Below are 16,732 nucleotides of genomic sequence, written 5' to 3'. Positions count from 1 at the left end.
TACGGCGCGGGGGCGGTACCGGCCCGGGCACGGCAGTCTGCGGTGGCCGGTTTTAAGGAGAGCGAATCGGCGAGGGTATCTATGCGTGGAGGTCCGGGTCGGTGAGGTCGGCGCGGTTCCTGTGATTCTGTGGGGCCGCCTTGCCGGAACTCCACGGCGTCGCTCCCGAGGCGGAAATGGCTGGGGTGTGTCCTGGCGCGGGGGCACTCGGTTCGTGCAGGCCTCGGCTTCTGGCGAAGGCAAGGCCGTGGGGGTCGGAGGCGAGCCAAGCCTCGACGACGGGACGGAGATTGGATTCGTGGTGCCGGTAGATGTTGTCGATCAGCCAGCGCCCTCCCTTGGGACCCAGTGCCTCCGTGCCGTCTCCGAACTCACGCTTGTACGCCTCACGCGCGGCGGCGGCGAACATTTCGGTGGTCACGTAGGAGCCGTAGGTTCCTTCGTAGTTGTATTCCTTGGTCGGTGGCGCACAAATATGGCCGAAAAATTGTTTGCGCCAGATGTTCTCGAACCATGGCAGGTCGAGTTCCGATGCCCCCACCTGTTCGAGGGCTGCTCCGGTCGTGCCGGCGATCGGGGCTCCGGCCGGCTGCATGTGCACCGCCAGATCCAGCAGGGACAGCGTCAGGTCCGCAACGGTCTTGTCGCCTCGGGATGTGGTTGCGACGCGCAGCGTTTCGACCAGATGTGCCGGCATGGGCCGGCGCGTTCGGTGGTGTTTGGCGTAGTTGGCGAACACGAGTGGGTGGTCGCGGAACATTTCCATGACTTTTCCGGGCCCCTCGCCGAAGTGGCGTGGAATGCGGGTACCGGTGCGCTCGAGCACGCTGTCACCGAATATGATGTTGATCGCATGTCCGAACTCGTGGAACAAGAGGCGGACCTGATCCCACTCGATAGAATCGGGCTTACCCGCGGCTGGTTTGGCGTGGTTCATCGAAAGAACTATCACCGGGACCTGTCCGGCGGGTTCGAATTTCGCGATCAGTTGGTCGGTCCAGGCGCCGCCGCGTTTTCCGGGCCGGGCGAAAAGATCCAGCATGAGCAGGCCGAGTGTTCTGCCCTGGGCGTCGACCGCCTCGAATGCCTGGATGTCGGGATGGTGGGTGCGGATGTCCGGACGAGGACGAAAATCGAGGTCGAACAGTTTCTTCGCAGTGAAGAACAAGCCATCGTGAACGATCCCGTGGTTGTCTTCGGAAGTCATGCCCAAATACAAGTGATCGCGCACGTCGCCGGCGGCCGTGGCGGCCGACGGGACCGACGCCGCCGCGGATCGCGATCGCGCGTTGTAGTAGTCGGACGGTTCGAGTTGTTTTCGGCCCGTCTTCGCTGCCGCGTCGCGGTACTCCTGTGCGGCCGTCGCAGCGGCCAGGGGCGCGACATTCAATATCAATTCCAGTGATCGTGCCGGGCTGATGGGCTCGTTGACACTCGCGTATTCGGCGAAGTTGGGATAACCCAGCAGGTGGGCCTTTTCGGCCCGCAGGGCGAAGATCCGGTCGGCGATCCTGGTGTTGTCGAATTCGCCGCCGACGCACAGCGTCGTCGTCGCCTGGTGTAGGCGACGACGGGTATCGGGGTCGGTCAGCCTGTCGATGACGAGTTGCCGGCTGCCGCTCCGGTTGCCGGCGAGCTTCAACATGTAGCCGGACCGTCCCTGTGCCTCGGCAGCGGCTCGAGCTCTGGCAATTTCACTTTCCGACAATCCGTCGAGTGCCGCCACATCGTCGAAGTGCAGCGCGGCCTGTTCGGTTGCCTCGCGCTGGTTGCGGACATAGGTGTCGTACAACTCGATCAACTCGTCCTCGATCGCGAGCAGCCGGTCCCGGTCCGCGTCGGACAGAACTCGCCGCTCCGGGGTCGAATCACGATGGATCCGTTCCACATGCTCCGCCTGCCCAGGCGTCAACTCGAGTTCGTTGCGGTGGAGACGGTCGTGCAGATCTTGAATTCTGTCACGGAATTTCTCGTTCGACCGGAGCTCGCGCAGGTGCCGGTTCGCCCATTTCGCCAGTTCCGGCAAAATCGCGTCTATCTCGGGATCGGCGGTGGCGACAACTTTCGAGATCGTATTGACCAGGGCATAGGTGTGACCCAACTCGGCGTAGGGTCGCACGGTGTTCGCGAATGTCGCCGCCTCCGGATTCTCGATGATTGCCGCCATCGCCCGCTGATCGTCCCTCTTCGCTCGTTCGGCTGCCTCCCAGATGTGCGCGACGGTGATCCGATCGAGCGGCGGCAGCCCGAACGGCTGGTCTGCCGCGGTGAGCAGGGGGTTCGTGCTCGATCCCGCGGTGGCCTCCGCTCGCTCCTGGTCCTGCGCGGCACTCGTGGGTCCGTCCTCGGGCTGTGCGGTGGACGGGATGTTCGCCGGTACGGTCGCCGGCTGCTCGTGCGGGTTCTCCGATACCTGCCACGATTGCCCGTGCGGACGATGATGGAAGCCCATCGCCCATCTCGGTTCCGCCGGAACATGTTCGGTCACTCGTCGGCCGCCGCGGACAGGCAGGTCGAGGATCGCCGGATCGAATTCGGGGGCGAAATTCGCAACGGGACCGGGTGGCGCCTCTGCGGGCCCGGTAGACCGGGGGTGACCTTCGGTGCCGGTGGGGGACGCACCGATGATGTTGGCGAGGAGGGGGACTCCGGCGACGGCCTCGGCTGTGTGGCGTTTCAGCACCTTCCCGCGCACAGTCCGGAAATACCCCTCGGTTTCCGGGTGATTGCGACGCCGCAGGTAGTTGCCGAAGTCGTAATCTCCCGCCAGCAACTCGTGCACCTCCGACACGAAGTCCCGGAGCGTCCGGTCCGCGAGTTCGGACGTACCGGTTCGGCGGCGCAGGTGCGTGCGGAGGGCACGGTCGAGTATCTCGGGGGCCGCGCTGGGTGGCGCGGCCAGCGCTTCCACGGCGACCGATGTGAACCAGTGGGCGATTCGATCCTCCGGCGATGTCGTGCCCTGGAATCGGTCGCGCAATTCCGTAGCTTGACGCAGCTGAAACGGCTCTATCCAGTGGTTCAAGAAGCGGTCGTACACGGCCCGGCACGCGATGTGAGGAAGCAGGAGGTCGCCCGCGTAGCGCGCCCGGAAATAGGGAAACGTCTGGCGCTCCAGGTCTCGGCAGCCCGGGTAGTTCATCCCGTAGACCCCATCCCGGGGAATCCAATCGAAACGCCGAAACTCGTTCAGTGTCAGAACTTTCCGCGTCAGGTCACGATCGAGCTGGAGAATCGGTCGCGGCGCGACCAGCGGAAGGTATCCGCACTGCGGAAGCTCGTCGAACGATAGTTCGCGTTCCACGCGGCCGATGGCGCTGGCATGTGCCGCGGTGTGGGGTCCGCTGGGTCGCTCCGGCTCACTTGCCCGCATCGTCTCCAACTTGTAGATGACGATTATCTCGCCGGGAGTCCGGGGCCGTGGTTGCGCGAGGAGCAACCCGCGACCGCTCGTATTGGGAAGGCCGAGGGCAGCTTCCGCCTCCAGTGCGGCGGCGGAGAATGCCGCGAGCATACTCAGGCGGGGCCCGCGTTCGGCCAGCCAGTGCAGCTGCCAATCCCAGTAGTCCGGACTGTCGATCCAGGCCGGCCCACGCTGTTCGCCCGCCGCGATTCGCATCAGATCCTTGACATAGCCGAAGCTCGGGCCGAGATTGAGAAGTTCCACGGCGAGCCGGTCGGGTTGGGGCGCGTATGCGGTCGCGGACGACGGCCGGCTTCCGATGAGGGGTTCGGTCGGTGTGCGGTCGCGTCGTTCGGCCTCGGCCGCGGCCAGTTCTCTGAACTTGCCGTGGAGTATCGCTTCGCCCTCGGTCGGTGTCAGGGTGTCCACCTCGGCAGCCACAACCGATTCCGCCTCGGCCTCCTGCGGATCGAGAGCGCCGTCCTCCCGGCGGATGCCGTACGAGCTGAATTGCTCTGCCATCCATGCCCGCAAAGCTCGGAGGTCGCCGGAACCGTAGCTCTCCTCGAAGTACTGCTTGATCACCTCGTATGGACTCGGCGCGTCGTGAGGCAGGCGCCTGCGCAGCAGATGCGCCAATTCGTGAACGGCCAGGCAGAAGTACACCCGATCGAGATCGACGCGCAGCCGCCCGGCAGCCAACTGCGCTATAGAGTCGGCGTGCATTCGCGCCGGTGCGGTCATCCACCATTCGTTGAATTCGACGGCGTCGACGGAAGCGTGCCCGAATTCGCCGATGTCGCCGGGAGCGATCCTGATCTTCGACACCTTGCCGAGGATCGGGAATCGGCCGACCATGTGCCGTATGCCCGCGATGAGATCACCGGCGGTGGCCGCAGTGATGCCGGGGTTGTCGAGACCGATGATTTCGATTTCGTGGTCGGCCCGTAGCGCCGCGACCATGGCAGATTTGGCCTGTTGTTCCGCTGGCGTCACAGGGCGGTACTCGGCCGCCAGTTGCTGTCGGAGCTGGTCTCTCCCGACCTGGCGCTGCGGCGCGAGCGTGGTCAACAGGTCGTGAAGCACCTGCTCTCCGACCGACGTGTCCCGGGGGTCATGCTCCATCGCCGAGAAGGCTCCGGCCAGTGCGGCGGCACCGTCCAACCTTCCGTCGGCGTCGGGTCCGTACTGGCGGAATTGTCTTTTCGACCAGGCGTATGCGTCACTCGGAAGCCACGCCGTCGGCCCTTGGTGACTGTTCTCGTGGTGGTCGATGAGGGTCGTCTTGGCAACTCGTTGCGCGGTCCGCCGCGTCGCCGCATTGAGGGCGTAGCCGAACTCACGTCGGACCAGCCCGAGCACCGGCTCCTCGACGGCCCCCACAGCTCGTCCGCCGGCTACCATCGCGGCCCATTCCGAAGCGAAGTGCGCTCGATCGGCTGCGACGCTGTCGGACACCGTGATCGACCGCGTGTAGGGGTAACCGGCGCCGCTTCCGGCGACGTGGTCGCTCACGGCGAGCGGACGAGTCTCCGGGATGGGACCGAACCCGATCCGGAGTAGTTGGACGTGCGGGTATTTCGTCAACAGCCCGTGTATCGCCCGGGCGAGATCACGAACGAGTTCCACTGTTACGCCGGGTAAGTCGATTCCGAACATGTGGACGGCGTGTTTGTCCCACAACTCGGCGGCGACCGCGGCGCTCGTCGTGCAGGATGCGAACGGGTCGGCCACGGCCCGATCGACAGCACCGGCCGCGACCACCGAATCGCGTGCGGCACGCGCCAAGCGCCGATGCTGCTCACGCAACTCCTCCGGGTAACCCGGATCGTCGAAGGGCAATCGCTGTTCCGGGGTGGCGATGCGCCAATGGCGTTGAAGGCGGCCGTTGTGAATCCGGCTGCCCAGGTCCTCGAGGAAGTCGCCGGTCGAGATATCTGTCCCGGAATCCAGCGCGGCGTGTACGAATCGCGCCGCAATCTCCGCCAATCGCAGATGTTCGGACAACACGTCGTTCGGAAGGTCGTGGAATTCCGTGGTGGCGGACGAGATTCGGTTGCCGCCGTTGTGCGCGTCGATCCAGGCCGGGTCGGTCGTTGTACCGAGTGTGGCGCCGTAGCCAGTGGGCTCAGGTGGTTCGGTGGCCGCACCCGCGTACAGACGAGCAGCCACTCCGACGACCAGCGAACGCGGAAAGGGTGCGGGAACGTCGTTGTTCGTCTCCTCGGATCGGGGCGCGGAGCCGATTTTGCCGTCCTCGTCCACGTGGCGCGTCGCTTCCCCGGCTCGGCGCGGCATCGGGTTTTCGACCCGGGTGGCGCTCGACCCCAGATCGGCCGCCGACGGCAGGGGTGAGTCGGATTTCCGGTGGGGGACTCTGCGCGCGTTGGGTTCGTGGGGCGCGTCCGGGTTCACGGCCGTGACGATTTCGGGAGCGAAGCGGTGGCCCGAAACCTTACCGATCCACGATTCAGCGGGGGGTGTCCTGCGAGCGAGACCCTGTGGCGATCGTCGGGTCCAGGGCAGGGTGCGCGGATCCACGCGTGTCGGTACTTCCGCGCTAGCTGTTGATTTCCACGGTGATGCTCCTACGGCACCCGACGCCGTGTCGCCTCGTCCCGAGCGGTCCGGTCCGGCGATCAGCACCACGGTGACGTTGTCGCGGCTACCGGCCTCGACGGCGGCGGTGGCAAATCCTTTTGCGGCGGCGAGGAGATTCCCCGAGTTCCGCGTGAGTTGCGCCCGGACCTGGTCCGCGATCGCATCCGGCGAGCCGATCTTCTTGATCGGACCGTCGGAAACGAGCGCGACCACGCCGCGGCCGGTCATCTGGTGGGCGGTCGGATTCGGTTCGCGCCATTCGTATTTCATGCCGAGGCCACGGGTGAGCGACGACGCGTGCGGCATGCGTGCGGCCTCTTCCGCACTCACGCCCATCAGGTCCATGTAGCTCTGCAGAGCCGAATCGTCGGTGGTCAGCTGGATCGCGGGCCCGCCGTCCAGTGGAATCCAGTAGGCCCGGGAGTCGCCGGCGCCGTCGGTGAAGACCTGGGTCGGAGTGACCAGTGACAGCACGATCGTGCTCACCGGCGGCAGATCGCAGCCCGGGAATTCCCGCGCGATCATGTCCAGCACGGCGTCCTGGGCCGCCTGGGTCGCCTTCGCCAGCACGGTCGCCGGATCCCAGGTCTGCCCCGCGGTAACAGCGGCGGCCTCCTTTTCCAGGAACGCACATGCCGCGGCCGAGCCGACGGCAGCAGCACGGTCGCTGCGGATCGCCTCCCCGGAGGTGCCGTCACAGACCGCGGCAAGCGTCACTCGTTCACCATTGATTATTGCGGTCGTGATGGCGAAGTCGTCCTGATTGGTTTTCCGGCGGCCGACGTCGGTGAAACCGGCCGCGTGGCCGACGTCCACCTCCTTGTCCGGCGCGGGAGGCGGCAGGTCGAGCCACGGCTCTCGACGGTCGGCCGATGTGGATGCGACTGGTGCCTGCGCTTCGGGCGGTGTCACCGGCGCCGGCTCACCTGATCCGGGCGTCGACGTGCCCGGCGTGGCGGGCGCGGTCGGTTGCACGTCCAAGGCCCTCAGTAGCTCGCGGACCTGGCGATCGGCCTGGCGATACTCGTCGACAGCCTGAGCAATTCGCTGTTCTTGTGCCAGCAGGTTCGCCGAATTGTTCCGATCCGTCAGGGCGCTCAGCCAGTGCCGTGCCGCATCGGCATAGGAGATCAGTGCTTCGACGCGGGGGGTGGCGGGCACTGATCGCGGGTTCTGCGCGAGAGTCCACAGCTCGTAGGCCGCGGTCCAGGCGTGCCGTATCCGCTGGACCTCGGCGGCCCGCGCCGAATCGGATTCAAGCCGAGCCGATTCCGCTGCGAGGCCCTCGATGGTCTGTGCGAGCTCGGCGATGTCGACGCCGTCGAGCAATGCTGGGTCCCGACCCCACGGTGACGTATTCGCCGGTGCGGCATCCACTTTCGCCGCACGGAAGGCGAGGGCCTCGGTGGCGGCCCGATATCTGTCGGTCGCTTCGGCGAGGTGGTGTTGTCGTGCGGTGGCACTGTGCGCGACCTGCCCGGCGGTCAAATCGTCGCCGAGATCGGTCTGCGCGACCTGCAGCCAGCGGTCCACCGCCCGGGCAAATGTCTCCAACTCGGTGCGCTGGTCCGGGGTGACCGGTGCGGCACCTGGCATCAGCTTGTCCAGCTGGGTAAGGATGGCGGCGAGGTGTGCGCGCAGCGGGCCGTCGGCCTCACGGATTTCTTCGGTGATCGCGGCATGGACCCGCGGCAGCCAGGACTGCGACTCGGACCGCGCGGCGGGCTGGTCGGGCGACGGCCGGCCGCCGATTTGCGGACGGACGGCGCTGATATTCTCGCCTCCCCGCGGATCGTCGGCGAATACCAGCCAGGGATTGCCCAGCTGTCCGGGGAGCACGGCGGGAGCCCGATCATGGTCCAGGTCCCCGAGCCGGTAGAACCTTTCCTCGCCACGCGCAGCGGAGCCACGTCGCTGCGGGCGAACACTCCCGGCTCTGCCCTGTGGGGTGGTCTCGTCGGCCGGTCGGCCGGCGGCGCGCGGAGCCGGAAGTCGGGTGCGTACGGCCAGCCCGCCATTCACGTCGATCAATTGTCGAAGCGTGGCGCGACACGAAGCACAGTCCTGCAGATGGGTGTTCACCCGGTTTTCGGCGCGCTTGCTACGCAGCGGTCCCCGTACCCACGCTCCGAGCTGCTCGACAGTGCCGCGGCATGTTTCGTTCGGTTCCTGTGGAAGCTGCGCCTGCAGATATGCCGCTCGCAGTTCCTCCATTGCCCGGTGTCGGGCCACAGTCGCGGCATTGGCGGAGGGCGCGCCGATGAGCCCCGCCAGTTCTGTCGCCGGCAACTCGATGTTGTGCAGGATCAGCCGTGCGCGTTCGGTCAGTGTGGCCAGCGCCTGTCCGAGGAGGTCTCGGTCCAGGGTTTCGAGCGCCGTATCGACGGAGTGGATCGGACCGTCGTAACGAGTCATGTCGTCGCTCAACGCGACTCGCTCGGTGTACGAGACATTGATCGCTGCCGCGCGGTTACGCAGTGCTGTCAGCACATATGCCCGGAACGCGAAGTCCGGCCCGGAACCCTTCACCAGGGCGGCGAGCGTTGCCTCGAAGGCGTGCGACACCAGTTCCTCCGCGTCCGCATGCCGGAAGCGGCTTCGCGCGTATCGCCGAACGGCGTCGATATGTCGTTCGAACAGTGCGCCGAAGGCGTGCACGTCGCCGTTGCGCACCGCGGCCGTCAGCTCGATATCCCCGCGCGTGTCGGCCGTGGCGGACGTCGTGGTGTGTCGCGGTCCAGGGATCACGATGCGGGCGAGCGAGGGGGAGTCGGCAGGTTGCTGCCGCTGACCGACATCGGAATCGGCGCGGGTGTTCACCTCGGAGTCGCCGGGCTCGGCCCGGCCCAGCCGGGTGGAGGGCGACGGAGCGCGTTCCGAGTCTTCGCCGATCCAACTGTCCTGCGGGCCGAGTGGGTTCTCGGGCGCGCCGTCGGCGTCGTAGGTGATGCTGTGGAAGCCGGCGCCCTGTGATTGTTGTTGCTCCAGTTGTGCCAGGCGTTCGCGTGCTCGGTCACCGCGCAGGTCGTGTTCGACGATCTCGCCGTCCGGTCCGGGACGAAGTTCGTGCAGTCGGAGTTCGCCGTCGCTATCGGTGGTGAGCGTGAAGACGTGCCCGTCGATGTGGTCCTCGCGAGCGCCGGGTTTCTGAATGCTGACCAGCGCCAGCCGAGCGGGGTCCGCGGCGGCGGTGATGCGGGCGGTGATGTCGTCGAGGTCGGTTTCGGTCCACCGGCCGTGGGCGTACTGGGCCAGTTCACGGGGATGGAAGCCGGTGTATTCGAGGATGGCGAGCGTGTCGGCATCGGGGAGTTGGACGGGGGTGGCGTCGAAATGCGCACGGATGAAGGCAAGTTCGCCGATTCCGCAGCTCGCTGACGTGAAAGTATTTTGTACGGGCGCGGTTTCGAGTGCCGACCGCACCTCGGCATCCACCGCCGCGTCGGCGTCCGAATCCCCGGCGGTCGACGACGAATTCGCCGTGACCTCCCGCAGCAGTCGATCGAGCGCCGTGCTCATCCGCTCGTACCGATGGCCCAGTCCCGCGCCACGCATCTGCGGGCCCGAATCCGTCAGCTGCTCCCGCAACTGCCGCAGTGTCGACAGTGGAAGCTCACGGAGCGTGGACTGCGCCGGCCCCGTCGTGGTCAGTTGCCACAACGCGTGCACTTGCCACAGTTCGAACATCGAGCGCAGGGCGGTATGGGTTCGTTCGGCCTCGTGGTGGTCCAATTCCTCGACGGTGGGCAGTGCGTGGACTCGCGCGACCGCTGTGGCCGTGGGCAACTCGGACGTCGAGTCCGGGGCGGTGAGCTCGATGGGGGCGCTACCCGTCATCACCATGGGCAGGCGGCCGGTGCCGGCCAGGGTCTTCTCGATCGCACGTTTGAGCTGTGCGGTGGACCGGAAGGTCGAGCGCAACTTCCGCTCCGGCGGTCGCATCAGGGTGAATTCCCGGGCAATCACATCGGCCATCTCGCTGCCGCCAGGCTGGGCGACTTGCCACCCGGCCTTGGGTTCGAACTCGTTTCCTTCCCGGAACTCCACCGGAACGACAACGGTTTCCAACCAGCCGGCCCGAATCGGAACCACCTGCTGGTTCGCCGCCGGTGCGGAGACCGGTGCCGCGTCTTCCCAGCCGGGAATCCCGGCTTGCATCAGGTCGACCGCAACCCGGATCGGTGCCGGTGAATGGGTCGTATTCCCATCGTCGGGGACCGTCGACAGGTCCGGACTCAGCGGCTTCAACCACTTCGAGATGGGATCGGGCGCCTCGGTCCCGCGCCGATACTTCAGGTACGCGGCCATCAGATGCTTCTCCAGCTCCCGGCGGAACGACGCCCGGTAGGTGCGTTCTACATCGGCGGGCTCCAGTGTCGAATCCGCGAGTCCCGACGGCCCGGCATTCAATTCGATGTAGCGGATGCGCCAGCCGCGCCACAGCGCGGGAGCCAGACTCCGGTCGGCCTGGATCGCGGCTTCGAGCGCCCGCATGTGCCCGCCCTCGTTGGCAACCACCCATATTTCCTGCGTTTCACCGGGTTTCGGCGCGAAGCGAACCACCTGCGGCGTGACAACCGTACCTGCGCGACGCTCCAACTCACGCGCGAACAGTTCTTCGGATGCCGCAACGATCAGGCGAGCCGCTGCCCTGTCGTATCGCACCACCAGGGCGTCCAGTTCCGCCAGATCGTTCAGCCGATCAGTCGCCGCACCACGCCGAACCAGTAGCGGCGCGGCCAGTGCGGCCTGAGTGGCCGGATCGTCGGAATGCAGCCCGGCGAGGGAAGCATCGATCTCGGCAACTTCGGTCCGGGCGATCTCGCGGTGCGCCCGGACGAGTCGCCGCCACGCAGCACGGGAACCGTCGTCCGGAGTCTCCAAGTTGAGCCGCTCCCATATCGCCGTGCGTCGCTGCCGCAACTCGCGGACGTAGTCGGCGGTCGGATGCAGGGGCTCGCCGGCATTGTCGAACGAGATGGCATGCCAGCGCGCAGAATTCGAGGATGTGTAATCCGTGAATCGTTGTGTGGCACCGGTCCGGGAATCGACCAGGACCGGCATGCCGTTCGCCCGATGGATCTCGTATTCCACCGGGCCGTCGGCGCGATGCTCGACCACCCACAGCCAGGATTCCCGCGTCCGCCACAGCTCGGCTTCCAATGCCGCACGATCGGGATACGCGACCGCCCGACCCGAACGGGGATCACCCGGCCGAATCGGGCCCGTCGGCGGGAGCTGTGGGGCTTCGGCCACGACGGCCTCCGCCAGGGCGAACTTCTCCCGAACCTCGAACTCCTCGGTCCGGCCGGTCGCGGGATCGGTTGCCGTCAGACGCACGATTCGAGCGCCCGGCGCACCGGACACGGTGGCGGACAGATGTATCGACCGCGAGATGGCGGGGGTCCGCGCAACGGCCGTCGTGTGGGTGCCGGCGACCTCGAGCAGCCAGGCCGTCGCCGCTTCGGCGGGGCGCTGCAATCCCTCCCAGCGCAACGTACCCTCCCGCACGACCTGGTCCACGAGGTGAGAGACCCAATACATATCCGTGCCGGTTCTAAGTGGGAGATCGGCGCGGATCGTCGGATGTGAGGTGTCGCCGTAACTCAGCTCGATGCCGGCTCGAAGGCCGGATGCCTCGACCGTCGCCCTCACGTTCGGTCCGAACCGGCCGGGCGCCACCTCGAGGGTGACGGGTATGTCGGTGTGTATATCGAATCGAACGCCGGACAATCCGTCCCGATAGGCGCGCCGTTGCGTCGACTCCATATCAAAGATCAAGGTGGCGAGAATGTCTGCACCCGGTACCGGCTCGGAACTGCGGGTGAGATTGCGGAGCAGCTCCTGGAATTCGGAGCGGTGGTCGTAGCTTCGTCCTCGGTCGCTCTCCCGCAGCACCAGGGAGATCGCCGCCCGGCGGCCGGATTGCAAGTCGACCCGAACGAGGCGATCGGAGCCGAGCGGCACATGGAAGATTCGCCGTCCGTCGTCGGTTGTCCGGCCCTCGACCCGACCGCGGCCGTGGCGACCTTCGCGGGTGAGTGTCTCAGTGAACCGCCGCACCGCCTCGACCTGGCTACCGGCCCACCACCGGTCGTCCGCCGACCAGGGCAGGGTCTCGCGGGCGACCGCATCATCCGATGCCACCTCCTGTGTCGGGCGCCGGTCGGTTTCGAGTTTGCGCACGGCACTTTCACGGAGCGCCCGCACATCCGCCGCAGGGAGCTCGGTGACCATCGCGATCTCGTCGTCGGTCATGCCCCGTCGGAGCAACGCGAGAACTTCAATTTCTGCATCGGTCAACGCACTCTGATTCGGTACCGGAGCCTTCCTCGTCGATGCCGCATGGTCCTCGGGCGGCTCGTCGTCGGCGCGGCCGATGCGTGTGGCGGGGGCGGCGCCCTGTGCCCATTCGGTGCCGGTCGAGGATGCGGTGTCGATCGGGTTTTCTGGTCGCCCGTCGGTTCGATAGGTGATGGCGAAGAAGCTCGCGCCGTTCTGGTTTCGCAGGTCCGACAAGCGTTGATGTGCGGCGTCGCCGTACAGGTTGTGTTCGATCGTCGTCTCGTCCGGCCCCGGGACCACTTCGTGTAGCCAAAGTTCGCCGTTCGCGTCGGTGGTGAGGCTGATGAGGTGTCCGTCTATACGGTCTTCGGCCGCGTTCGGATTCTGCACGAGCAGCAGGGACAAATCGGTCGACTGTCCGGAATTCGTTATGCGCGAGGCGAATTCACTATCCGGAGTTACCTCTTCCCACTTGCCGTGGGCGTACTGGGCGAGTTCCTTCGGGTGGAATCCCCGGTATTCGAGGATGGTGACGGTGTCTTCGTCGGGTAGCTCGATCGGGGTGCGTCCGGTGAAGCGTTGCCGCGCGAAAGTCAGCTCTGCCAGACCACAGTGCGCTGGTGTGGTGGATTCCCCGGGTGTCCGCGCGGATTCGAGCGCGGTCCGCACTTCGGCGTCGACCTCCGTCTCGACGGTCGAGGGCGCTTGTCGCCCCAGTTGGCGTCTGGCCGTCTCACCGGTGGGGAAGGACACCGTGTAGGTGCCGTCCGGGATGGCGGGTCGGCCCGCTGCATTTACCACCAATGTGCCGTCGACGGCCCGGACGTGCGCTCGGCCGAGTTGTTCTCGTGTGCCGTGGTCGGCGGCGAGTCGGGTCGGGACTTGGTGGTGGATCGGCGGAGCCGGTGTCTCGTAGGTGCCCCCCAGCGATGCGGCCAGGTACCTCGCCCTGCCTAGTACATCGAATCGGCGTATCACCGATCCGGCGGTGATGGTGCCCATGGCCGCCGTCATTCCGATCGCGGTGGGTGTCGCTCCTTGGTTGGCGATGAGCGTGCCGCCCGCGAGACCGGCCAGGGAGTAGGCGGCGATTCGGCTGACGTTGAGGAAGGAACTCGCGCGCCCGAGCCGGTCCTCGGGCACGTTCTGGTTGAAGTAGGCGTTGGTGTGCACGCCGGTGGCTCCCAGGGCCACCCAGCCCGCCGCGTAACCGGCGCCGCCGATGTACGGGTCGTTCGTGAACGCGGTGATCAAGGCGCTGGCTGCCATCCCGGTCAAACCGACGTACCTGGCGGCCAGCAGTTTGTGGATGTCGACCTTGCTCAACCATCGTTTGGGCAGGGAATTGCCGATGATGCCGCCGATCGACGGCAGGATGAATGCTGCGGAGGTTTGGGCGCCGGAAAGTCCGGCCGCGGTCAGCGAGTGGATGAAGAAGAAGTGTTGTGCGCCCAGATATCCGTTGGTGACGACGAGATTCCAGGTGTAGTTGCGCAGGATCTTGTCTTGATGCAACGCTTCGAAACCCGGTACGAACACCGTGCGCATTCGGTCTCGAAACGATTGCGGCTCAGTCTGTTTCGGTGCGGGCGGCAGCTCGCGAACCCTACGCAGCCCCGCCACGTTGACGCCCGAGGCCGCCGAGTCGAGTCCGAAGAGCAACCACGGTTCCAACGCCCCCGCGAGACTGTTGCCGATCGTCCGGGACAGGTTGGTCACGAAGGCGTTGTATTGGCTCAATCCCTGCTGCAACCGTTTGTCGGACCCGATGATTGCGCGGTTCACCCGGGATGCGGCCGGTCCGTACAGCGTGTCGGCGGCGGTGTTCACAAGATTCGCGCCGATCAGGGTCGGAACCAGGTACGGCGTCTGGAATCCGGATGTGGCAGCGGCTACGGCGGAGGCGCCGAACATGACCCACTTTGCCCTCTTCATCATCCTGGTGGGTTCTATGGTGTCGGCGAGGTAGCCCATGTAAGGGGCCAGAACGAGCCTCGGCACATCCGACAGCCCTGCGACGATGGCCGCGGTTTGCGGATCGATGCCCATCATGAGCAGAGTCAGGGCGTTCTGGGACGCCGAGGTTCCTATCCCGGCTACCAGTTGGCCGGAGAAGAGGGTTCGCGCCTCGGCACTGTTGCGGACCAGGCGGAGCAGTGATCCGTTCGCTTCGGCAGCGGCTGTCGCTCGCTCGGCGGCGCCGGTGTCGGAGTTCGGCTGCTCGCCCGTCCGGCGTGCGGGGTTGGCGTGGCCATCGTCGCCGACCCGCGGATCGTCGGCGAACACGGTGGTGGGGTCTTTGCTCAGATGTGCGACGAGTCCGGTGCGGTCGGCGCGGGCGGTCGTACCGCGGGGCAGGTCGAGGGCATCCTCGAGCCCGGGGATCTGCCCGGCGGCATTCGGCGCTCCCGCCGCGGACCTGCGCGGAATCTCCGCTTCGGCCGCGGTGGGAGTTGTCCCGGAATCGGGTGTGGGAACGGGTGAACCTACGCGGTCGCGCGCCGCTCGCAGCTCGCCACTCCCGAATTCGCCAGTGCCGGCGGCGCGCCGGGCCCGCTGCTCTTCCAGCAAGGCCGCGGCCCGGCGTCCCGCGGAATCCCCGACCTTCTTGCGGGCGCGGGCCAACGCGCGCCGTACCTCGCGTACGACCATCCCCGTCTCGGTCGCGATGTCGGAATAGGTCAACCCGCGGCCGACCAGTCGCAGCACTGTCGCTTCCTCGGCGGAAAGCCGGGTTTCCGCGGTCTGGCCACCGCCCGGTAGGGCTGCCGGGCCGGACGCGGATTCGGCGAGTCTGGTCAGTTCGTCCTCGTCGAATGCGTCGAGCGCGCCGACGATCCGCGGCATGGCCGTGACCAGACTGGGTGATTCGATGCGGGGCAGTGATCGCTCGACGTGTTCGTCGACGGTACGAATCGAGATGGACAGCTTGTCCGCGATCGCCCGTCTGCTGAGTCCCCGAGACAGGTGCGCGAGCACGACGATCTGGCGCGGGGTCAGTACCTCCCGGAGATCGGTCAGTGGCGCGTGCACGGAAACGAGCCCACGGCGTGCGCCTTCGGCGGCGATCAGATAGCGCTTGGTGGGAACTCCGAACGCCGACGCCAACTCCCGGATGTAGGTCGACGCCTTGTCCGTGTCCGGCAACGCTTCAGTAATCTCCGGATCGGTCCACCCCTGGGAGATCCACAGCAGCACCTTCCGGTGATCGGAACTTACCGGCACATGTGCGATGCCGGCCCGAGATTCGAGCCGACCGGCACCGGGCAGCTCCGCTCGCCCGGCTGCCGGTGTGGCTCGCCCGAAGGCGCGAGCCTCGTCGCCGAGGTTCGGGTCGGCTGTGACCACCATTGCCGGGTCGTTCTTTCGGCCCGCGGTTGTGGTCGGCGCCGGCTTTGCACCGATCGCGCCCAGGTCCGGTCGCTCGGCATTCGGCTCCGCCGGGATCGTGGCTCCGAAATCGGACTGCGGTCCGGCGGAGACTTCAGTGGTGGAACCATCGCGCCGGTAGATATCGGCCAGCAGCTCTGCCAGGTCGCTTTCGCTCCGCTCGGCCCTTCTGCGGGTCTTGTCGAGCCACTGGATCGTAGTTCTCGCAGCGATATCCGCAACCAGTGCGTGGGCCTTCTGTGTCCGTATAAAAGAATCGGCTGACAGCTGGGCCAGCACGCCCGCCACGTTTTCCGGGAAGCCGAGGTCTGTCGCAGAATTGTGCTTGTTCAGCTGGTGATCGCGGTATATGGACGCAGTGGCCGACTGCAGGTATTCGCTGAATATATTGAGAACGGCGAGATTTGCCTGTTCGGCCACCGTGGTATCGGAATCGGCGTTCGCGAGGTCGGAGAGTGTCGTCGCCAAGGTGGTCGGCAATCGACTGGGGTCACGAGCGAGGTCCTCGGCTGTGGGGCCGGTATACGACGGCGCCGACATCGCTCGGCCAGAGGATGCGAGAACTTCGAGCGCCCGAAAAAGCATGAGGCCATCGAGCCACTGGATGGTCTGTGCTACGGCTTCACTATTTCTCGAATTCTGCGATCGACCGTTTTTGGTGTTTTTCCGGTGCTGCTGCTCGTAGCGGCGGACGATGGCCTGCTTGACCTGCGCCGCGGTGATCGGATCGACGCCGGTCTCATCGACACGAGCCAATGTGTCTCGGAGTGCATGCGGTCTGGAGCCGACCGACCCGACACCCGGTGTGTCCCCCGGCGGTGTGCTGAAAGCGAAAGGCCCTTCTGCGGACTGTCCTCGCTTCGTCCACGGTGATGGGGCCATCGCAGCGCCATCGCCGCGGGTCGCGCTCCCGCGGGGGAGGTCGAGCGCGTCGTCCGGGGATGCCAGGTAGCTCCTGGGGGGAGTTCGATATTCGACCCAGACGGTCTTGCCGTGCCGGGTCACATCGGTCCCGACGGCGAAAGCCTTGTCTCGCACGATCCGTGCGCCCCG

At 66.4% G+C, this 16,732-nt stretch carries 1 protein-coding gene (cut by a window edge); it reads right to left on the bottom strand.

Annotation, left to right across the window (positions count from 1 at the left end; all coding sequences use genetic code 11):
• Window positions 1–79: 79 nt before the first annotated feature.
• A protein-coding gene (locus tag C8258_RS13420) for an MFS transporter (RefSeq protein ID WP_146161226.1) crosses the window boundary here: on the bottom strand, window positions 80–16,732 show its end. The gene runs 25,935 nt beyond the window's last position; the window shows 16,653 of its 42,588 coding nt (coding positions 25,936–42,588); its start codon lies off the right edge, out of view; it ends in the stop codon at window positions 80–82.

The organism is Nocardia sp. MDA0666 (assembly GCF_003023875.1).
In the GTDB taxonomy this organism is placed as follows: Bacteria; Actinomycetota; Actinomycetes; order Mycobacteriales; family Mycobacteriaceae; genus Nocardia; species Nocardia aobensis.
This window is presented reverse-complemented; position numbering and strand designations above follow the sequence as displayed.